Raw genomic sequence first — 16,706 nt, forward strand, 5'->3', positions numbered from 1 at the left:
ATGAAGAAAATCATTTCTCTGGCTGCACTGGCCGTTGTTTCTTACTCGGTTTTTTTGCTGGCAGGGTTGCCAGCCGCTTTTGTCTGGCGTCATGTGCCCAATATGTCGGAGATTGAGCTGGAAGGTCTGTCAGGTTCAGTCTGGTCGGGTTCAGCGCAGGAACTAACCATCAATGGTATCGAGCTTCAGGAAGTCAGTTGGGATATCCAGCCTTCTGCACTGCTGACCGGAAAGGTCAGCGCAGACGTTGAGGTCGGTGATAACTTTTCTGCTGTTGTGGGTCAGGCGACAGTAACCTACAGTCCTCAGGGTGTGATGGTTGAAGACCTTGAAGCAGACGCCTCGGCAGGGTGGTTACAGCAGCTTGCACCCATGCCAGTTCCGGCAATAGCTAAAGGCAATATCAATCTGGTGGTAGACTCCCTGGTTTATGAACAGGGTCGGTGTGTCGAGCTGGATGGTCGTATGGAATGGGAAAGAGGGCGGATCAGCAGTCCTCTGGGTGAATTGAGACTGGGTAAGGCAGATGCTGATCTCACCTGTAAGGGAAATACTCTGGAAGGTAAAATTAGCCAGTCATCGGAGTTTCTGACAACAGATGCCGTTTTCAGATTTAATCTTAACGGCAGTTATTCATTGAACGGGAAAGTGTCTGAAGGTGAAGCTTTGCCGGAAACCATGAAAGATGGAATGAGGTTTCTGGGTAGGCCGGATTCTCAGGGGCGCTTCCCTTTAACATTCAGAGGGCGGATTTAATTCACTTTTTCATAGTGCGGCTATTTTCTCAATTCCTGTACCTCTCCATGAAGAGTAAGTGATTTTGCAATTACGTTTTCAAACATCGATAAGGAAACCTGGCAACTCAACCAGCAGCTTAAGCGCCTTTTGTCCTAATTGTTTGACGTTTAACGAGTCTCGGTATACTTTTAACCTATGATTAAGTCATTCAGCTGTAAGCAGACCAAGTCGTTGTTTGAAGGTGGGTCCCCGAGGGCTTTTAGGGTTTTTAAGAGTGTTGCCGAGCGTAAGTTGCAACAATTGGATAGTGCAGCAAGCCTTGACTTTCTTCGTAGCCCACCCGGCAACCAACTGGAACGTCTGACTGGCGATCGAGCAGGTCTGTATAGTATTCGCATTAACAAACAATGGCGCGTCTGCTTTAAATGGCATCGAGGGAATGTGCTTGATGTTGAAATTATTGATTACCATTAAGGAGGATTTCAAAATGGCATCTAACCAACTGCGCCCTATACACCCTGGTGAAATCCTCAGGGAAGATTACCTTAATCCTCTGGGTATGAGTGCCAACGCACTTGCTATAGCGCTGAGAATACCAGCCTCGAGGATTAATGATATTGTTTTGGAAAGACGTGCAATAACGCCTGATACTGCCCTGAGGCTGGCGAGATACTTTGGTGGGGATGCACAGAGCTGGCTAAACCTGCAAACGGCCTATGACCTGAAAATCACCACAGCTGAACTGGGCAATAGTCTGAAAGCTATTGAGCCAAGGGTCGCCTGATGTTCAGAGCATCAGGCTGGAATTTTCAGCACAGAAGGGGTTGTCATGAAATTCATCATACACTGTGTGATGAATATAGCTGAGCATGGTTGCGACCATTTCAGAGCCACAGTTGTGAGGATGTTTTATCGTATCAGCCATTCAAACTGACTGTTTTTTTCTTCCTGTGAATGGAAACTCCGTGAATAAAATCTTCATAAAAATTCTATTGTTTGTTCTGGTTCTGGCCGGAGCCACTGTCCTGTACCTGAAGTTCAAACCGGTTGAAAAGCCTGTCAGTCCGCTTCCGGAGCTGACCCAACTGTTGGAAACAGCTCAGCTTCAGGCGGAAGAACTGACCATGCCAAAGGCAGAGCCTATTAATCTGGCAGACTGGCAGGTGCTGATGCAGCAGGTGGCTGACCAGAGCGGTTTGCAGATTGGCGTCAGAGAGGGCAATGCCCAGCAGGCTGAAATCTATATCAGGAAGGGCTCGGTAGCATCCTTTGTGAACGGGTTTGCGGACATGTATGCCAGAGGGCTCAGAGTTCAAAGCATACGATTGCTGGAAACCGGTGAGTCAGGACAGGTTAAGGCTGAAACAGTGAAGCTGCTGGTGAGTCCTTAACTCTCACCATATAGTTTTCACATGACTGTATTTAAGGATTTTTTCGTCCGCTGTGACTATGGGAGCCGCCAGGGCTCTGGCTTGTGCAGTGATGATTCTGTCTGCAGGATCTTTGTGGAATTCCCCCGGCAATCTGGTAGATTCCACAGCAACCCTATTGTTAACGGGCAGATAAGTGACCCTTTCAATCTCTCCAACTAATTTTAGCCAGATGTCGATGTCCATACTCAGAGTTAAACGGCCCTTGGTGGTTAACATGGCGACTTCCCACACGGAGATAGATGAAACAACGATGTCACCTTTCTTCTTCTGCTCTGCCTCAATGCATTTTCTGGCTTTACTGCTTAGTGATGAATGGTCTGAAACCCACCAGACCAGAGTGTGTGTATCCAGAACAATCATTGCAGCACTTCCCAGTCATCTGATACTGAGTCCGTTGGGTTCTCGAAAGAAATAACACTATCCTTCAAGAGTTCTTTCGGATCTTTTGGTGCATCTTCCTGATAAGGCTTGATAACCAGTGTTGGCTTTCCGTGAGAAGTGATAACAACCTCATTACCTGATTGCTCAACTGCTCTCATAATTTCGAGAGCCTGTGCTTTGAATACTGATTTGGAAACTTCAGTTTTCATTATTTTTGCCTATAGTCATATATCTATAGTCATATTTTAGTCGATAGATTGAAGTCCGTAAATTATGGTCAGGAATAATGGCAATACCTCCCACGACTTTTCTCAGGCTAATGTCTGACTCTTAGCCGAAGGCTAATGCCGTCTATCAGACGACGGCATAATGTTTCTCCAGAGAGCTGTACCCCAGCCCTGTCTCTTTCCTCACTTCAATACGTGTGGGAATCCTTTCTTTCAGTGATTCAATATGTGAGATGACCCCTACCATCTTTCCTGAAGCGTTCAGGTTATCCAGGGCATCCAGTGCTATTTCCAGTGTCTCCTGGTCCAGTGTGCCGAAGCCTTCGTCAAGAAACAGGGAATCAATGCTGGTTTTGTGACTGACCAGATCGGACAATGCCAGTGCCAGTGCCAGACTGACCAGAAAGCTCTCTCCTCCCGAGAGAGTTTTGATATCCCGGGCGGTATCCCCCTGCCAGGTATCAATGACTTCCATACTGAGGGCTTCGCCCGTCTTTCTGTGTAGCTGGTAACGACCATGCAGTCTTTGTAACTGCTGGTTGGCCAGATAAATCAGATGGTCGAGTGTCAGTCCCTGGGCAAATTTACGAAACTTGTCGCCTTTTGCCGAGCCGATCAGACTATTGAGATGTTCCCATACGGCAAACTGCTGTCTCTGCTGGCTGATTTCATCTACCCATTCAGACAACTGCTGACGTTTTTTCTGGTCTTCGGTGAGTGCCTGTCGAATTTCACCCAGTCGTTGATTGTTCAGGCTCAGCTCTGCTGTCTGTTGTTTCAGACAAGTCAGGATCTCTTCAGAGGCTTGTTCAGTCAGGGCCTCTTTCAATAGTTTTTCCAGAGAGGTTTCTGCCAGCTTGAAACGTTCGCTACTGCTGGCAATGTCCCTGTCCAGAGTGCTTTTCAATGTTTCCAGTTCGCTACGTTGTTCAGGAGCAAGCAGAGCCTGCTCAAACTGTTCGCTGGAATCAAAGGGGCTGTCTTCCAGGGTGGTCTGCCAGTGTGCTTCTTTTTCCTCCAGTTCTGACCGGTGAGTTTTCTGGTCATTGAGATGTTGCCGGATAGAGCCGGACAGCTCGCTGTCAGCGCGCATTGCCGTTTGCAATTCCGTTTCTGCGTTTTTAAGGTTTTGTTCAGCGGTGACTATGGCCTGCTCGATCCTGCTGCGTTCCTCGGTCACCTTCAGTTCGCCAAACAGCGTGAACCGCATGTCTTTGCGATCAGCCTGCTCTCTGTCAATCTGATCCAGTTGCCGGTTTAATTGATCGGCCTGCTGTCGGGACTGAAGCAGATTGTGCCCAAGCATTTGCATTTCATGATTGAGCGTTTGCATTGCCTGCTGTTGTTCAAGGCTCTGCTGATGGCATGTTTGCCAGCGATCTTTCAACGCTTTCTGGCTCATAAGCCAGCTGTCCTGGGTTTCCAGTGCCGGAAGCGCCGTTTCCATTGAGTGATGAAGGGCTGATTCCAGCTGGTTCAGTTCCTGTTCGTGCCGGGAGAGCTGCTGCCTTAGTGTTTTGATCTGTTCTGACACTTGACTCAGCTGTTGTTGCAAGAGAGCCAGTTGCGACTGTTTCTGATCAAGCTGCTGCTGTTCCCGGGTAGCTACCTTCTCGGCACTTTGCAGTTGCTGGTTGATTGCGTCCAACTGTTTGACCTGGTCATTAATGGCTACCAGCCTCTTTCTGGTGCTGTCCAGCCAGCTATGAACCGATTCAGTGTCAGAGATATTCAGTTGAATTTGCAGTGACTGACAAAGCTGCTGCCACTCTTTCTGCGTCGATGCCTGCCGGTCCTGTAACTCGAGAATGCGTTTTTCTGAAGTGTTGCACAGCGTTTTCAGTTCTGCTTCCAGCTGCTTTTTCCGGGTTCCCTGTTGTTCCAGTTCTGCCACAAGCCGCTTCTTTTCTTCCTGCCTATGTTGAGTGGAATCGACGTCTACCAGTTGATAACGCTGCACAGCAGGGTGTGCTGTTGAACCACAGAGTGGGCAGGCGTCGCCTTCTTTCAGGTGCTGACGATGTTCACTGAGACTAGCAATTTTTTGCTCTTGAAGTAGCAGGGTTTCCAGATCTTTCAGATGTTGAGCTTCTTTTCTGTACAGGTCCCTTTGCTGATTCAATTCTGCCTCAACAGTGGTGAGTCGCCGTTTGTTTTCGTCCAGTGTCGTTTTTTCTGTACGCAGGCTGGTTTGGCCTTCCAGATGATGCTCAAGCAGAGTTTTCAGCTGCTGGCATAAGGGTACTTTCTCCATCAGGGCGTGTTGTTGTTGCCTGAGTAAAGGCTCTTTCTGACCCTGAAGCCAGTGTTGTCGCTGAGCCTGTTTTTGCTCCAGCAGATCTTGAGACTGGGCTAACTTTTCCTTACTGACTTTTTGCTGTTCCAGCAACTGCTCGTGCCGGGTGCTGTCCTGCTTGTTCCGGGTATGGTGTTCCTGCAGCCTGTGTTTAAGCTGATTAATCTGCTCTATCAGAGACTTTCTCTGCTCAAACTGCGAATGCCAGAGAGGCAGCTGTTCTGCCAGCTTTTCATGATGAGTATGTTGAGCCAGATATTCAGAGGCCTGTTTTAGAGACTGCTGAAGCTGCTGGCGATTCTGTTGCAGTGTTGAGTGCTGCTCTTCCTGACTCTGAAGCACTTTACCAAGCTCTTTCTGTGCTTCATACAGCTCGGCCTGATTGCGTTGGGCCTCGGCTATTTTAAGATCCAGAGGAATGATCTGATCGGCGATCAGTTGCTCGGTTTCCACTTTTTGCTGTTTGACCTGCCTGAGGTTTTCCTGCGCACTTTTGCTGGCCTGCTCTTTTTCTGTCAGGGTTTGCTTGAGTGTTTGTTCTTTCTCAAGCAATTCATCCACCTGTTTTTGACGCTGAGCCGCCGCTGCCTTCAGAGACAATAACTGATCATAGACCGGCTTTATTTCCAAGGCAGGAATCGATTCCTCCAGCTTTTTCAGCGTTTCACGGTTGGCTTCCCGCTGTTCCAGATTTTGCAGGTGTAACTGACGGGATGTTTGCTTTTCTTGCTCAAGCTCAGCTTTCTTTTCCAGCCAGGTATGCTGTCTGTTCAGTTCATCCATCTGGCTCTGTATCTTACGGTTGAATTCCGTCAGGTCGCTCTGTTCTTCAGCGAGCTTTTCCAGAACACTGTCGTCCAGCAGCTGAACGCCTTCGGTTCTGGCCTGAAGCAGGTTGAGTGTTTCCTGCTCTGCCCGTGCCCGCTCAAACACCCGGCGGGAAATTTCTCCGTAGATATCCGTGCCTGTCAGTTCTTCCAGAAGCTCGGCCCGGTCATTGGCGCTGGCCTGGAGAAAAGCGGCAAATCCCCCCTGGGCCAACATCATGGACTTGGTGAAACGACCAAAGTCGAGGCCGGTAATGTCACTGACGATCTTTAGTTTGTCCTGGATGCGGCTGGTAATGATGGCGCCATCCAGTTTCGCCAACTCTACCTGTGGGCTTTGTAATTTACCGTCTGCCCTGCCTCTGGCCCGCCGCTGGGACCAGAAAGAACGATAACCCTGTCCCTGAACTTCAAACTCCACTTCCGCCAGTGATTCTGACGTATGACGTGTCATCAACTCGTTATCGCTGGCAGAAACCGTGCTAAGTCGGGGTGTCTGGTGATAAAGAGCCAGGCAGATGGCATCCAGTAGCGTAGTTTTTCCCGCACCTGTGGGACCGGTGATGGCAAAAAGACCGTTGTTGCGGAAGTTGTCTTCGGTGAAATCAATTTTCCACTCACCTTTGAGCGAGTTGATGTTCTTCAAACGCAAACTGAGGATTTTCAAGCTATCAACTCCTTCTCGTCCTCAAGTCTGGCGGTTTTGTTGTCATCATCCGGTTCATCCAGAGTGGCAAGGATTTCATTAAACGCCCGGTTGAGACTGGCTGTGCGTTGTTCATCAAGATCTTCGTCGTTCAGTCGCCGGGCAAACACTTCAGCGACATCAAGTTCGTCAAGTGTCTCTTTGCATTCGCTTTGTAGAGCAGCACTGTTGATTTCACGCTTTCGACGGACTCTTAATACTTCCAGATTTCTGCCCTCCAGCATGATCTGTATAGGCTTTTGCAGATCGGTGAGGTAGTCGTCAGTGCTGACTTCCAATTCCAGCCAGGTGGTGAGTGGAGAGTCGTCATTGATCTTGTCCAGCGCCTGCTGAATGGTCTTCAGGCTGCCTTTCAGGCTTTTCAGGGAACGAAAGGTGGGCACTTCCAGTTCTTTGATTTCTGGCGCAGTGCCAGGCTCAAGGTCAACCAGCACGACCTGTTTAGGGCAGGACGTTTCATCAAAGCTGAGCGGAATAGGGGAGCCTGAGTAACGGATATGTGCCTGATCCGAGACCTTCTGGGCGCGGTGAAGGTGCCCCAGGGCTATGTAGTCTGCCGGAGGGAAGGCGCTGACCGGAAAAGCCGACAGGGTGCCAATATAAATATCTCGCACCGACTCAGACATTTGTCCACCGACCGTGGTCAGGTGCCCTGTAGCCACGGTTGGCAGGTTTTTGTCAGAGGCCAGTTCGAAGACTTTCTGATAGTGTCTGGCAATCGCGTTCTGCAGAGCCTGTTGTTTATCGGTGTCACTGTCACCCGCCTGACTTTCCAGAACATCTCTGGGACGGATAAACGGTATAGCGCATACCACTGCGCCGGGTTCTCCCTGATGGTTCTTCAAAGTTACTATCTGGTCTTCCGGGTTTTCTGTAACGCCACCCACAACATGGGTATTCAGGCAGGCCAACAAATCTCTGGACTCATTCAGGGTTGAGACCGAGTCATGGTTACCACCGACAATAATCAGCTGCTGGCAGCAGGTTTTCTGCAGGTTGACAATGAACCGGTTGTAGAGTGTTCGGGCATAGCTGGGCGGCGTTCCGGTATCAAAAATATCACCGGCAACAATGATGGCATCCACAGAATTCTCGTCAACGGTTTCCAGCAGCCAGCGAATAAATGCCTGATGCTCAGGCTCTCGGCTCTTGCCTATGAAGTGCTGGCCAAGGTGCCAGTCAGAGGTGTGGAGAATGCGCATGTATTGAAGATTAACCAGAAAGAGAGGTGGACTGTACAGAATATACTTTTTGAGTCAGGACTGTCAGTTTTATTAGGGGGGGCGCTCGTGGCTTGGGAAAGTAAAGTATCCTGCTGCTCGAACTGTTTCAGAGAAATTCGTATCTTTTGGACGAAACATTGATCTGTGAGATAGGCCGATCTCTGTAGAAATGATAGTGTAACCGGTTACATCATGCCGAAAACAGGGTGACAAATGTTCATCGTCCGGCTAAACAGAATTCAGAAGGTCGACAACCGGAAGATTAAACTATGCGCTTAATTCCTCTATCCGCTAAATCCGACGTGGGCAAATGGGCCGCCAGGCACATTGTCAGACGGATCAACAAGTTCAAGCCAACGGCTGACAGACCCTTTGTTCTGGGTCTGCCAACAGGCAGTACACCTCTGGCTACCTACAAGAACCTGATTGAGATGAACCGTGCCGGCGAGGTGAGCTTTGAGCATGTAGTGACTTTCAATATGGACGAATACGTGGGCATTCCCGCCGATCATCCAGAATCTTACCGCACCTTCATGTTCAAGAATTTCTTTGAACATATTGATATCCGTCAAGGGAACATCAATCTGCTCAATGGAAATCCGAAAGATCTGGAAGCCGAATGCCAGCGCTATGAAGACAAGATCAAATCCTTTGGCGGCATTGATCTGTTTATGGGTGGAGTCGGTCACGATGGCCATATTGCCTTTAACGAGCCAGGATCTTCCCTGTCTTCACGTACCCGCATCAAGACCCTGACTGACAGGACCCGTCAGGCCAATTCCCGTTTCTTCGAAAACGACATCAATCAGGTACCCAAACTGGCTCTGACCATTGGTGTGGGCACACTGATGGATGCCCGTGAAGTCATGATTCTGGTAACCGGTGCGGATAAGGCTTATGCCCTCCATGCTGCGGTAGAAGGTTCAGTGAACCATCTGTGGACCATCTCTGCCATGCAGATGCACCCGAGAGCCATGATCGTCTGTGATGAAGATGCCACCATGGAACTGCGAGTGAAGACCCTGAAATACTTTGCCGAGCTGGAAGCTGAAAATATTCGCGGCCTGTGACTTTCGGGTGGATTCTGTGCCAGGGTAATTGGTTAACAGACTCGCTGGATCAGGGCAGAAATGCCGGTATCAGAGAAGTCACTCAGGGCAGCCATTTCCAGAATCTCTTCTTCGTGGAAGAGTTCACCGTCATAAACGACAACAATGCTGGTATCGCCTGACTGCAGGAAATGGGATTCGCCATATTCAGTGTAACGGGTGGCTCCGATGCTGATCAGCGCCTGTTCCGGATATTCAGCTTTGGCCAGAAGAGAGGCAATATCTTCTGCCGGTCCGTTATCCTGCTGGTGATTCATGCGGTCAATAATCCAGTCCAGCAGCTTCTGGTGAAAATAGCTATAGCCCAATGTCGGGCTGTCTTCACCGTAACGAAAGATATTGCCATCTTTTTTGTGGTAGCTGGCGATACGGAAGCGATCCAGTGTGCCGCCCTGTTGCAGGGTATCGAGTTCAAGAAGTGTACTTGCGATGCCTTTGGTGTGGGCACCCCAGTTTTTCTTTTCACTGATTTTATGGGCATTGGGTTTGCGAATAGAACAGTCGTTGTATGCTGCGAATTGTTTTGGAATCAGATCCGCCACCACTCTGTTACCCGTGTTTTCATTAAGGGCGTATTCGATGTTGCAGATCAGTGCCACTTCTGGTTCGATCTGAAGACAGCCTTCGGTTTCAGGCATAGTGATTTTGTCATTAGACAATGGATAGGTAGATAAAAAACCGGAGTTTTCAGAAGGGACATAGAAAGGAAAAATCGCCTTGGGCTGATTGTCTTCAGAGACCTTTAATGCCTGAAAATCAGAGGCTTCCCCCGCCTGTTCCAGGTGACCGGCAAAGTTACCGGCAACCCCCAAACCGATCATATTTCTGTAAGGCATGATTACTTTTGATCTTAAATTTTAAAATCTGAAGTCTACTCCGACTGAACCCTGCCTGTATATACCCATCCATCATGAATACTTCCTGTGTCAGTTGACAGCGATTGGACTTATATCCCGTTACGACAAATCACAACTGAAAGGTGGCTTATCAAAATATTTTTCACGGTAAAAAAAGCAGTTCTAGAAATGAGTATCTATAATTGAGCGGTGGTCTAATCCGGAAATTTCATAAAGTGTCGAGCTTCTCATTCTACCGCTCTTCGACTGACACGTTCTGTTGTCAGACGGAGATGAGCTGGTAAGAAGTAAACATGTGACGTTCGTTTATTCTTATACAGATCGATAAACGATGGCGCCAGTGTTATTGATGCGAACTTGATTCTGGTTAAAGCGACTTAATGATATTTCAGGGTTATCACATCAGAAGAGGCTTTTTTTAATCATGAAAGTTTTACTGGTTGTTCCCGTTAGTATATTTCTTTCCGGTTTTGCGTCTGCAGCAGATGTGGTGTTCAGAGATGAAACTGTAGGGATCGGTTACGGTTTCAGTGCCAAAGCTGATGGCTTTGAATACAGTGCACTGACACATTTCAGGAAGGTGAATGGCTTGTCGGTCACACTGGATTCTGTCGAAAAGTCTGGTGTTTACATTCCCGTCAATACCATTATCGGTTTACAGAATGTAAATGATGATGTTCATCCCACTGATGCCAAGCATCCTATGGGTAGTGTAGGTTGGTCTTTAGACAGTCCCGATGTGTATAAACCTACTTATACTTTTAGTGTGTTTGCAGGAGGTAGATTTTATTATCCTGATGAACAGCCATACCTGATTACACTGTCTGTAGATGGCAGGGAGTACGGTCCTGTGAAAACAGACAGTCAAAGTAGCTGGTCACCCACGTTCTTTAATAATGTGCCATTCGCAGAAAGTAGCAGACTGACTATCGTTCTGTCCCCGCTGCCTTTACACCCGTTATCTTCGCTACCGGAAGGTTCAGTACCTGAAGGTTCAGTACCCGAAGGCTCAGCACCCGAAGCCTCAGTACCCGAAGCCTCAGTACCCGAAGCCTCACCTGAAACCTTAGTTTCTGAAGCCCCAGTGTCTGAAGCCCCAGTGTCTGAAGCCCCAGTGTCTGAAGCCCCAGTGTCTGAAGCCCCAGTGTCTGAAGCCCCAGTGCCTGAAGCCCCAGTGCCTGAAGCCCCAGTGCCTGAAGCCCCAGTGCCTGAAGCCCCAGTGCCTGAAGCCCCAGTGCCTGAAGCTCCAGCGCGGGGAGCAATATGATGAGTATTAATTATTGCGGGTCGTGATTTCGGGCAATTAAAAACCCTGCTCTTTCGACGTCTGTTTTTACCCGGATAGAAGAATGGCTTTCTATCCGGGCGGGCGTACCGATCAGAACTGTTTAAGAATACCTTCGACGGTGCCGTGAGCATCTCCGAAAAGCATACGAGAATTGTCTTTAAAGAACAGAGGATTTTGGACACCTGCATAGCCTGTAGCCATAGAGCGTTTGAATACCACGACTCTTTCTGCTTCCCAGACACGAAGTACGGGCATGCCTGCAATCGGGCTGCCCGGATCTTCAGCTGCCGCAGGGTTTACAGTATCGTTGGCACCAATCACCAGGACAACATCCGTTTCAGTAAAGTTGTCGTTAATCTCATCCATCTCTTCAACGATATCGTAAGGCACTTTTGCCTCGGCCAGCAAAACGTTCATATGACCTGGCAGACGACCAGCCACCGGATGAATACCAAAGCGTACCTTAATGTTCTGGGCCAGCAACTTATTGACCAGTTCTCTCAGGGGGTGCTGAGCCTGGGCGACGGCCATTCCGTATCCGGGAGTGATGATCACGCTGGAAGCGTTTTTCAGCATTTCAGCGACTTCTTCTACATTGATCTCGGTGTATTCGCCCTGTTCTTCACCTTCCGCTACAGTACCACCTTCGGTGCCAAAACCACCGAGAATTACCGATATAAAGGACCTGTTCATGGCTGTACACATCAGGTAGGAGAGAATCGCGCCTGAAGAACCCACCATGGCACCTGTGATAATCAGCAGGTTGTTGCCCAGCATAAAACCAGTAGCAGCAGCGGCCAGGCCGGAGTAAGCATTGAGCATGGAAACCACAACCGGCATGTCAGCACCACCGATGCCCATAACCAGAGTGATACCAAAAATAAAGGCCAGACCGGTCATGATGATCAGAGCCAGAATGCTGTGCTGCTGTACGTAGACAATCCCCATCACAATAGCCAGAACAATCAAAGCCAGGTTGGTCCAGTGACCACCAGGCAATGATACGGGGCGGCTGTTGATGTTTCCATTCAGTTTCAGGCAGGCAACAACCGAACCACTGAAGGTGATTGCACCGATGATGATGCCGATGAAAATTTCAATGCTGTGAATCAGTTGATCAGTAGACGACATCAGCTTAGAAGTCGCCTTGAACAGTGATTCTGAAGATTCAATGGCGCTTGAAAAGCCGATCAATACCGCTGCCAGCCCACCAAAACCATTCAGGATGGCGACCAGCTGGGGCATTTCGGTCATTTCCACTTTCCTGGCCAGGAAGAGGCCTGTGGCTGTTCCCGCAATCATCATAATGGTGACAAAAGTAAAGCCTTCGAGGTGTGCATAACCCAGTGTGGCCAGAACGGCGATGACCATACCGACCATGCCATAGAGACTGCCGCTTTTCGCAGACTCCTGACGACTCAGGCCTGCCAGACTCATGACAAACAGCAGCGCTGCCATCAGGTAGGCGGACGATAATAATCCTTGTGACATTCCTGTTTACTCCCGCTGCGATTAATTATCTCTGATGAACATCTTGAGCATCCGCTGGGTCACAGCGAAACCACCTACAATATTGATCATGGCCACCAACAGGGCGATGCCCGACATAGCCAGAATAATATTGTTGTCACTCCCCATTTGCATCAGGGCACCGATAACAATAATGCCGCTGATGGCGTTGGTCACACTCATCAGAGGTGTGTGCAGGGCGGAAGTAACATTCCAGATGACGTAGTAGCCGATAATGGACGACAGAACGAATACAGTGAAGTGTTCCAGAAAGCTTGCCGGAGCTGAATGGGCAACCCATCCGAAGATGGCGGCCCCTGCAGCGATCAGGGCAGGTTTCAGCCAGGGGCGGGAAGGCTTCTCTTTCTTGACTTCATCAACCTTTGGAGTCGGTTTCGCTACCGGAGCTGCACTGACTTTAACAGGCGGTGGAGGCCAGGTAATGTTGCCCTCTTTCACGACAGTGAGACCACGGACTACTTCGTCCTCAAAGTCGATGACCAGGTTGCCGTCTTTCTCAGGTGTCATCAGTTTCAGCATATTCACCAGGTTGGTGCCGTATAACTGCGATGACTGGGTTGGCAGTCTGCTGGGCAGGTCGGTGTAACCGATAACAGTGACGCCATGCTTGACCACAACCTTGTCTTTTTCTGTGCATTCACAGTTACCACCGGTCTGGGCAGCCAGATCGACAATAACACTGCCCGGCTTCATGGCTTTAACCATGTCTTCCAGAATCAGCTTGGGTGCCGGGCGACCGGGAATCAGGGCGGTGGTGATAATGATGTCGACCTCTTTGGCCTGTTCCATGAACAGGGCCATCTCGGCATCAATAAAGGCCTGGCTCATTTCCTTGGCATAGCCGTCGGAAGAGTCTTGCTCCTCCTCGTAATCCAGCTCAAGGAATTCAGCGCCCATGCTTTCTACCTGTTCCTTAACTTCAGGACGAGTGTCGAAAGCCCGAACAATAGCACCCATGCTGCCAGCAGCACCCAGGGCAGCGAGACCTGCAACGCCGGCACCAATGACCATGACCTTGGCAGGTGGTATTTTGCCAGCAGCGGTAATCTGACCATTAAAAAAGCGGCCAAAGTGATGTGAAGCCTCAACAACAGCCCGGTAACCGCCAATATTAGCCATGGAACTCAGGGCATCCAGTGACTGGGAACGGGACAGGCGGGGTACGCTGTCCAAAGCCAGCACGTTGATGTTGCGCTGGCTGAGTTTGTTCATAAGCTCTTCATTCTGGCCGGGCCAGATAAAGCTGGCGAGGGTAGCGCCGTCTTTTAATAGAGCTATTTCGTCGTCTGTAGGTGCGTTCACTTTCAGGACGATATCGGAACTCCAGACTTCTGAGCGTTCTGCGATTTGAGCGCCAGCTTCTTTAAAAGCTGCATCATCAAAGCTGGCTTTGATACCAGCTCCACTCTCGATGATGACGTCATAACCGAGCTTTTGCAGCTTGCCTATCGTATCAGGCGTAGCGGCTACCCGGTTTTCGTTTTCCTGAATCTCTCCAGGGATCCCTATCCGCATGTCGGTCACCTAGTGTAGCTATAAAGTGTGGCTATAAAAATGTTCTGGCAGACGTGGGCTGCCGATCAGCAGTTGTGCCTTCACCGTCGTTCTTCATCGTACCCGGACAGAGCACGACAATGGCTAAAAGCTGTCTGTCTATACGGGAGTCGACGCTTGTCAGAACACTGTGTTTCTTCTGACCCTTATTTCATAACCTGGGCCTCTGTGATCCGGCTCAATCCGGACTTCATCCATGAGAGGTACTCGGACTTGAGTACTGATCACGTATAGTATGTGATTTTAAGTTAAAAGGGTAATTAACTATATGGGTGGTGTGTTTTCTGTGTAGAAATCTTTCGGGTTTTCGGTTTTTACGTGCATTCATGTTAGATTCTCTGTGGATGTGTGAAGGTTGTTATGGATAACTTTGAAATGAGAATATTTGATAATTTATTCTAAATAATGAATAAATTTTCTTTTTAAAAAGGGTGTTTCGCGTAAGAGTTTGGTAGGTTGTGTTAAGGTTTGATTTCAATGTCCAGCTTCTACGGACACTGTCCGGGGTGAGCTGATCCTAAGTCTACTCAATGAATCAGGGCTTTGCTTAGTCAAAATAAATCAGGGCAGCCAGAAGCTGCCCTGAAGGGTTGCGTGATATTTCACGCGGGGGAGGCGAACTATTTAGCCGAACTGGTTCATAGTATTGTCTTCACCAGCCGCTTTCAGTGCAGCATCACCAGAGAAGTATTCTTTGTGATCATCACCCATGTCTGAGCCAGCCATATTTTGGTGTTTAACACAGGCAATACCCTGACGGATTTCTTTGCGCTGAACGTTAGCAACGTAGCCCAGCATGCCCTGATCACCAAAGTACTCTTTAGCCAGGTTGTCGGTGGACAGCGCGGCAGTGTGGTAAGTTGGCAGAGTGATCAGGTGGTGGAAGATGCCTGCTTCACGGGCTGCGTCAGCCTGGAAGGTACGGATCTTCTCATCAGCCGCCTGGGCCAGTTCGGTTGCGTCGTACTCTGCACTCATCAGTTGAGCACGGTCGTAAGCAGAAACGTCTTTGCCTTGTTCGCTCCAGGCATCGAATACCTGCTGACGGAAATTCAGAGTCCAGTTGAAGGACGGTGAATTGTTGTAAACCAGCTTGGCGTTCGGGCAGGTCTCACGAATCTTGTTAACCATCTCGGCGATCTGGCCAACGTGAGGTTTTTCGGTCTCAATCCACAGCAGGTCAGCGCCGTTCTGCAGAGAAGTGATGCAGTCCAGAACGACACGGTCAACACCGGTGCCCTGACGGAATTGGAACAGGTTGCTGGGCAGACGCTTGGGACGAACCAGCTTGCCGTTACGGTTAATGATCACATCACCGTTTTTCATGTTCTCTGGAGTGACTTCTTCAACATCCAGGAAGCTGTTGTACTGGTCACCCAGGTCACCAGGCTGGTTGGTTACTGCCAGCTGCTTGGTCAGGCCAGCACCCAGGGAGTCGGTACGGGCAACGATTACCCCGTCATCTACACCCAGTTCCAGGAAGGCGTAGCGAACAGCACGAATCTTGGCCAGGAAATCTTCGTGAGGAACGGTTACCTTGCCGTCCTGGTGACCACATTGCTTCTCGTCGGAAACCTGGTTTTCGATCTGGATACAGCAGGCACCGGCTTCAATCATTTTCTTGGCCAGCAGGTAAGTGGCTTCTTCGTTACCGAAACCAGCGTCGATGTCGGCAATGATGGGTACAACGTGTGTCTTGTGATTATCGATCTGGCTCTGGAGATCTGCTTCTTTAGCGGTATCGCCAGCCTTGCGGGCAGAGTCGAGTTCACGGAACAGGCCGCCCAGTTCACGGGCATCAGCCTGACGCAGGAAAGTGTAGAGTTCTTCAATCAGGCCAGCTACAGACGTTTTCTCGTGCATGGACTGGTCTGGCAGAGGACCAAACTCGGAGCGCAGTGCAGCAACCATCCAGCCAGACAGGTAAAGGTAGCGACGATCAGTGTTGTTGAAATGTTTCTTGATAGAAATCATTTTCTGCTGACCAATGAATCCATGCCAGCAGCCCAGGGACTGGGTGTATTTTGCCGTGTCAGCGTCGTAAGCCGCCATGTCTTCGCGCATGATCTTGGCGGTATAGCGGGCAATATCCAGACCGGTCTTGAAACGGTTCTGCGCTTTCATGCGAGCAGCGTATTCGGGATTGATCGCTTCCCAGGAAGAGCCCTGAGTAGCTTTCAGTGAAGCAATTGCGTCAATATCATTCAGGTAGTTTGACATAATCAGTCCTTCCGTTTTCACGACGTTATCAGCGTGTTTTGATGATCAGCATTTTTAGTCAGAGACGTGCCGATCAGGTGACTGCATTCTGTGATTTGTGAACATTTGTGACAATCCTGTTGTTTTTATCTTTGCTATTTATTTTGTGAATAGTGGTGTTTTTTTACACGGCCTGAGAGAAGTGTTGACACTGAATAGCATTATTTTTCTGTTTGATTATTATAATAAAAACAACCGCTTATGTTTTTTTTCTTTGGGAGGATGGTAAAATATACGACTATAATATTATATGTGTCGGGTGTTTGATTATCTTGCAG

Annotated in this window: 14 protein-coding genes; 6 read left to right on the forward strand and 8 right to left on the reverse strand. The window is 49.1% G+C overall.

Going from position 1 to position 16,706, the window contains the following annotated elements; all coding sequences use genetic code 11:
• The 4 genes from P6910_RS01410 (at position 1) to P6910_RS01425 (ending at position 2,129) form a co-directional block, all read left to right on the forward strand.
• Positions 1 to 756, forward strand: a complete 756-nt coding sequence (locus P6910_RS01410) for a type II secretion system protein N (protein ID WP_317144506.1) — start codon at positions 1 to 3, stop codon at positions 754 to 756.
• A gap of 177 nt (positions 757 to 933) precedes the next feature.
• Entirely contained in the window at positions 934 to 1,212 is a 279-nt protein-coding gene (locus P6910_RS01415; RefSeq protein ID WP_317144507.1) for a type II toxin-antitoxin system RelE/ParE family toxin, read from the forward strand.
• 13 nt (positions 1,213 to 1,225) lie between these two features.
• Entirely contained in the window at positions 1,226 to 1,522 is a 297-nt protein-coding gene (locus P6910_RS01420; protein WP_317144508.1) for a HigA family addiction module antitoxin, read from the forward strand.
• A gap of 181 nt (positions 1,523 to 1,703) precedes the next feature.
• Positions 1,704 to 2,129 (forward strand): hypothetical protein, encoded by a 426-nt coding sequence (locus P6910_RS01425; protein ID WP_317144509.1) that lies wholly within the window; start codon positions 1,704 to 1,706, stop codon positions 2,127 to 2,129.
• A 3-nt stretch (positions 2,130 to 2,132) separates the two neighbouring features.
• Here P6910_RS01425 and P6910_RS01430 read toward each other — a convergent pair whose 3' ends face one another.
• The 4 genes from P6910_RS01430 to sbcD form a co-directional block, all read right to left on the reverse strand.
• Positions 2,133 to 2,531: a type II toxin-antitoxin system VapC family toxin gene (locus tag P6910_RS01430; protein WP_317144510.1), complete on the reverse strand. Its 399-nt coding sequence runs from the start codon at positions 2,529 to 2,531 to the stop codon at positions 2,133 to 2,135.
• Positions 2,528 to 2,761 (reverse strand): type II toxin-antitoxin system prevent-host-death family antitoxin, encoded by a 234-nt coding sequence (locus P6910_RS01435; RefSeq protein WP_317144511.1) that lies wholly within the window; start codon positions 2,759 to 2,761, stop codon positions 2,528 to 2,530. The genes P6910_RS01430 and P6910_RS01435 overlap by 4 nt, the downstream gene beginning before the upstream one ends.
• Before the next feature lie 145 nt (positions 2,762 to 2,906).
• Positions 2,907 to 6,569, reverse strand: a complete 3,663-nt coding sequence (locus tag P6910_RS01440; protein WP_317144512.1) for an AAA family ATPase — start codon at positions 6,567 to 6,569, stop codon at positions 2,907 to 2,909.
• Positions 6,566 to 7,810, reverse strand: a complete 1,245-nt coding sequence (sbcD, locus tag P6910_RS01445) for an exonuclease subunit SbcD (RefSeq protein WP_317144513.1) — start codon at positions 7,808 to 7,810, stop codon at positions 6,566 to 6,568. The genes P6910_RS01440 and sbcD overlap by 4 nt, the downstream gene beginning before the upstream one ends.
• A 290-nt stretch (positions 7,811 to 8,100) precedes the next feature.
• On the opposite strand from sbcD, the gene nagB reads away from it, so the two are divergent.
• A complete protein-coding gene (gene nagB / locus P6910_RS01450; RefSeq protein WP_317144514.1) occupies positions 8,101 to 8,901 on the forward strand; it encodes a glucosamine-6-phosphate deaminase in 801 nt (266 codons plus the stop codon).
• Positions 8,902 to 8,933: 32 nt separating this feature from the next.
• Here the strand turns inward: nagB and P6910_RS01455 are convergent, their stop codons facing one another.
• Positions 8,934 to 9,776, reverse strand: a complete 843-nt coding sequence (locus P6910_RS01455; RefSeq protein WP_317144515.1) for a DUF5718 family protein — start codon at positions 9,774 to 9,776, stop codon at positions 8,934 to 8,936.
• Positions 9,777 to 10,221: 445 nt separating this feature from the next.
• Between P6910_RS01455 and P6910_RS01460 the strand changes: the two genes are divergently transcribed.
• The gene (locus P6910_RS01460) at positions 10,222 to 11,064 is read left to right on the forward strand and encodes a hypothetical protein (protein ID WP_317144516.1); all 843 of its coding nucleotides are present in this window, start codon (positions 10,222 to 10,224) and stop codon (positions 11,062 to 11,064) included.
• A gap of 111 nt (positions 11,065 to 11,175) precedes the next feature.
• Here the strand turns inward: P6910_RS01460 and pntB are convergent, their stop codons facing one another.
• The 3 genes from pntB to P6910_RS01475 all read right to left on the reverse strand — a co-directional run bounded on the left by pntB (position 11,176) and on the right by P6910_RS01475 (position 16,389).
• A complete protein-coding gene (gene pntB, locus P6910_RS01465) occupies positions 11,176 to 12,576 on the reverse strand; it encodes a Re/Si-specific NAD(P)(+) transhydrogenase subunit beta (protein WP_317144517.1) in 1,401 nt (466 codons plus the stop codon).
• Positions 12,577 to 12,597: 21 nt separating this feature from the next.
• Positions 12,598 to 14,130: a Re/Si-specific NAD(P)(+) transhydrogenase subunit alpha gene (locus tag P6910_RS01470; RefSeq protein WP_317144518.1), complete on the reverse strand. Its 1,533-nt coding sequence runs from the start codon at positions 14,128 to 14,130 to the stop codon at positions 12,598 to 12,600.
• Positions 14,131 to 14,793: 663 nt separating this feature from the next.
• A complete protein-coding gene (locus P6910_RS01475) occupies positions 14,794 to 16,389 on the reverse strand; it encodes an isocitrate lyase (protein ID WP_317144519.1) in 1,596 nt (531 codons plus the stop codon).
• Between the last annotated feature and the right edge of the window lie 317 nt (positions 16,390 to 16,706).

The organism is Endozoicomonas sp. 8E (assembly GCF_032883915.1).
Classification (GTDB): domain Bacteria; phylum Pseudomonadota; class Gammaproteobacteria; order Pseudomonadales; family Endozoicomonadaceae; genus Endozoicomonas_A.

Excerpts from the sequence above, each read along its gene's own strand:
- P6910_RS01410 (WP_317144506.1), top strand. The coding sequence starts at position 1 with ATGAAGAAAATCATTTCTCTGGCTGCACTGGCCGTTGTTTCTTACTCG.
- P6910_RS01415 (WP_317144507.1), top strand. The coding sequence starts at position 934 with ATGATTAAGTCATTCAGCTGTAAGCAGACCAAGTCGTTGTTTGAAGGT.
- P6910_RS01420 (WP_317144508.1), top strand. The coding sequence starts at position 1,226 with ATGGCATCTAACCAACTGCGCCCTATACACCCTGGTGAAATCCTCAGG.
- P6910_RS01430 (WP_317144510.1), bottom strand. The coding sequence starts at position 2,531 with ATGATTGTTCTGGATACACACACTCTGGTCTGGTGGGTTTCAGACCAT.
- P6910_RS01435 (WP_317144511.1), bottom strand. The coding sequence starts at position 2,761 with ATGAAAACTGAAGTTTCCAAATCAGTATTCAAAGCACAGGCTCTCGAA.
- sbcD (WP_317144513.1), bottom strand. The coding sequence starts at position 7,810 with ATGCGCATTCTCCACACCTCTGACTGGCACCTTGGCCAGCACTTCATA.
- nagB (WP_317144514.1), top strand. The coding sequence starts at position 8,101 with ATGCGCTTAATTCCTCTATCCGCTAAATCCGACGTGGGCAAATGGGCC.
- P6910_RS01455 (WP_317144515.1), bottom strand. The coding sequence starts at position 9,776 with ATGCCTTACAGAAATATGATCGGTTTGGGGGTTGCCGGTAACTTTGCC.
- P6910_RS01460 (WP_317144516.1), top strand. The coding sequence starts at position 10,222 with ATGAAAGTTTTACTGGTTGTTCCCGTTAGTATATTTCTTTCCGGTTTT.
- pntB (WP_317144517.1), bottom strand. The coding sequence starts at position 12,576 with ATGTCACAAGGATTATTATCGTCCGCCTACCTGATGGCAGCGCTGCTG.
- P6910_RS01470 (WP_317144518.1), bottom strand. The coding sequence starts at position 14,130 with ATGCGGATAGGGATCCCTGGAGAGATTCAGGAAAACGAAAACCGGGTA.
- P6910_RS01475 (WP_317144519.1), bottom strand. The coding sequence starts at position 16,389 with ATGTCAAACTACCTGAATGATATTGACGCAATTGCTTCACTGAAAGCT.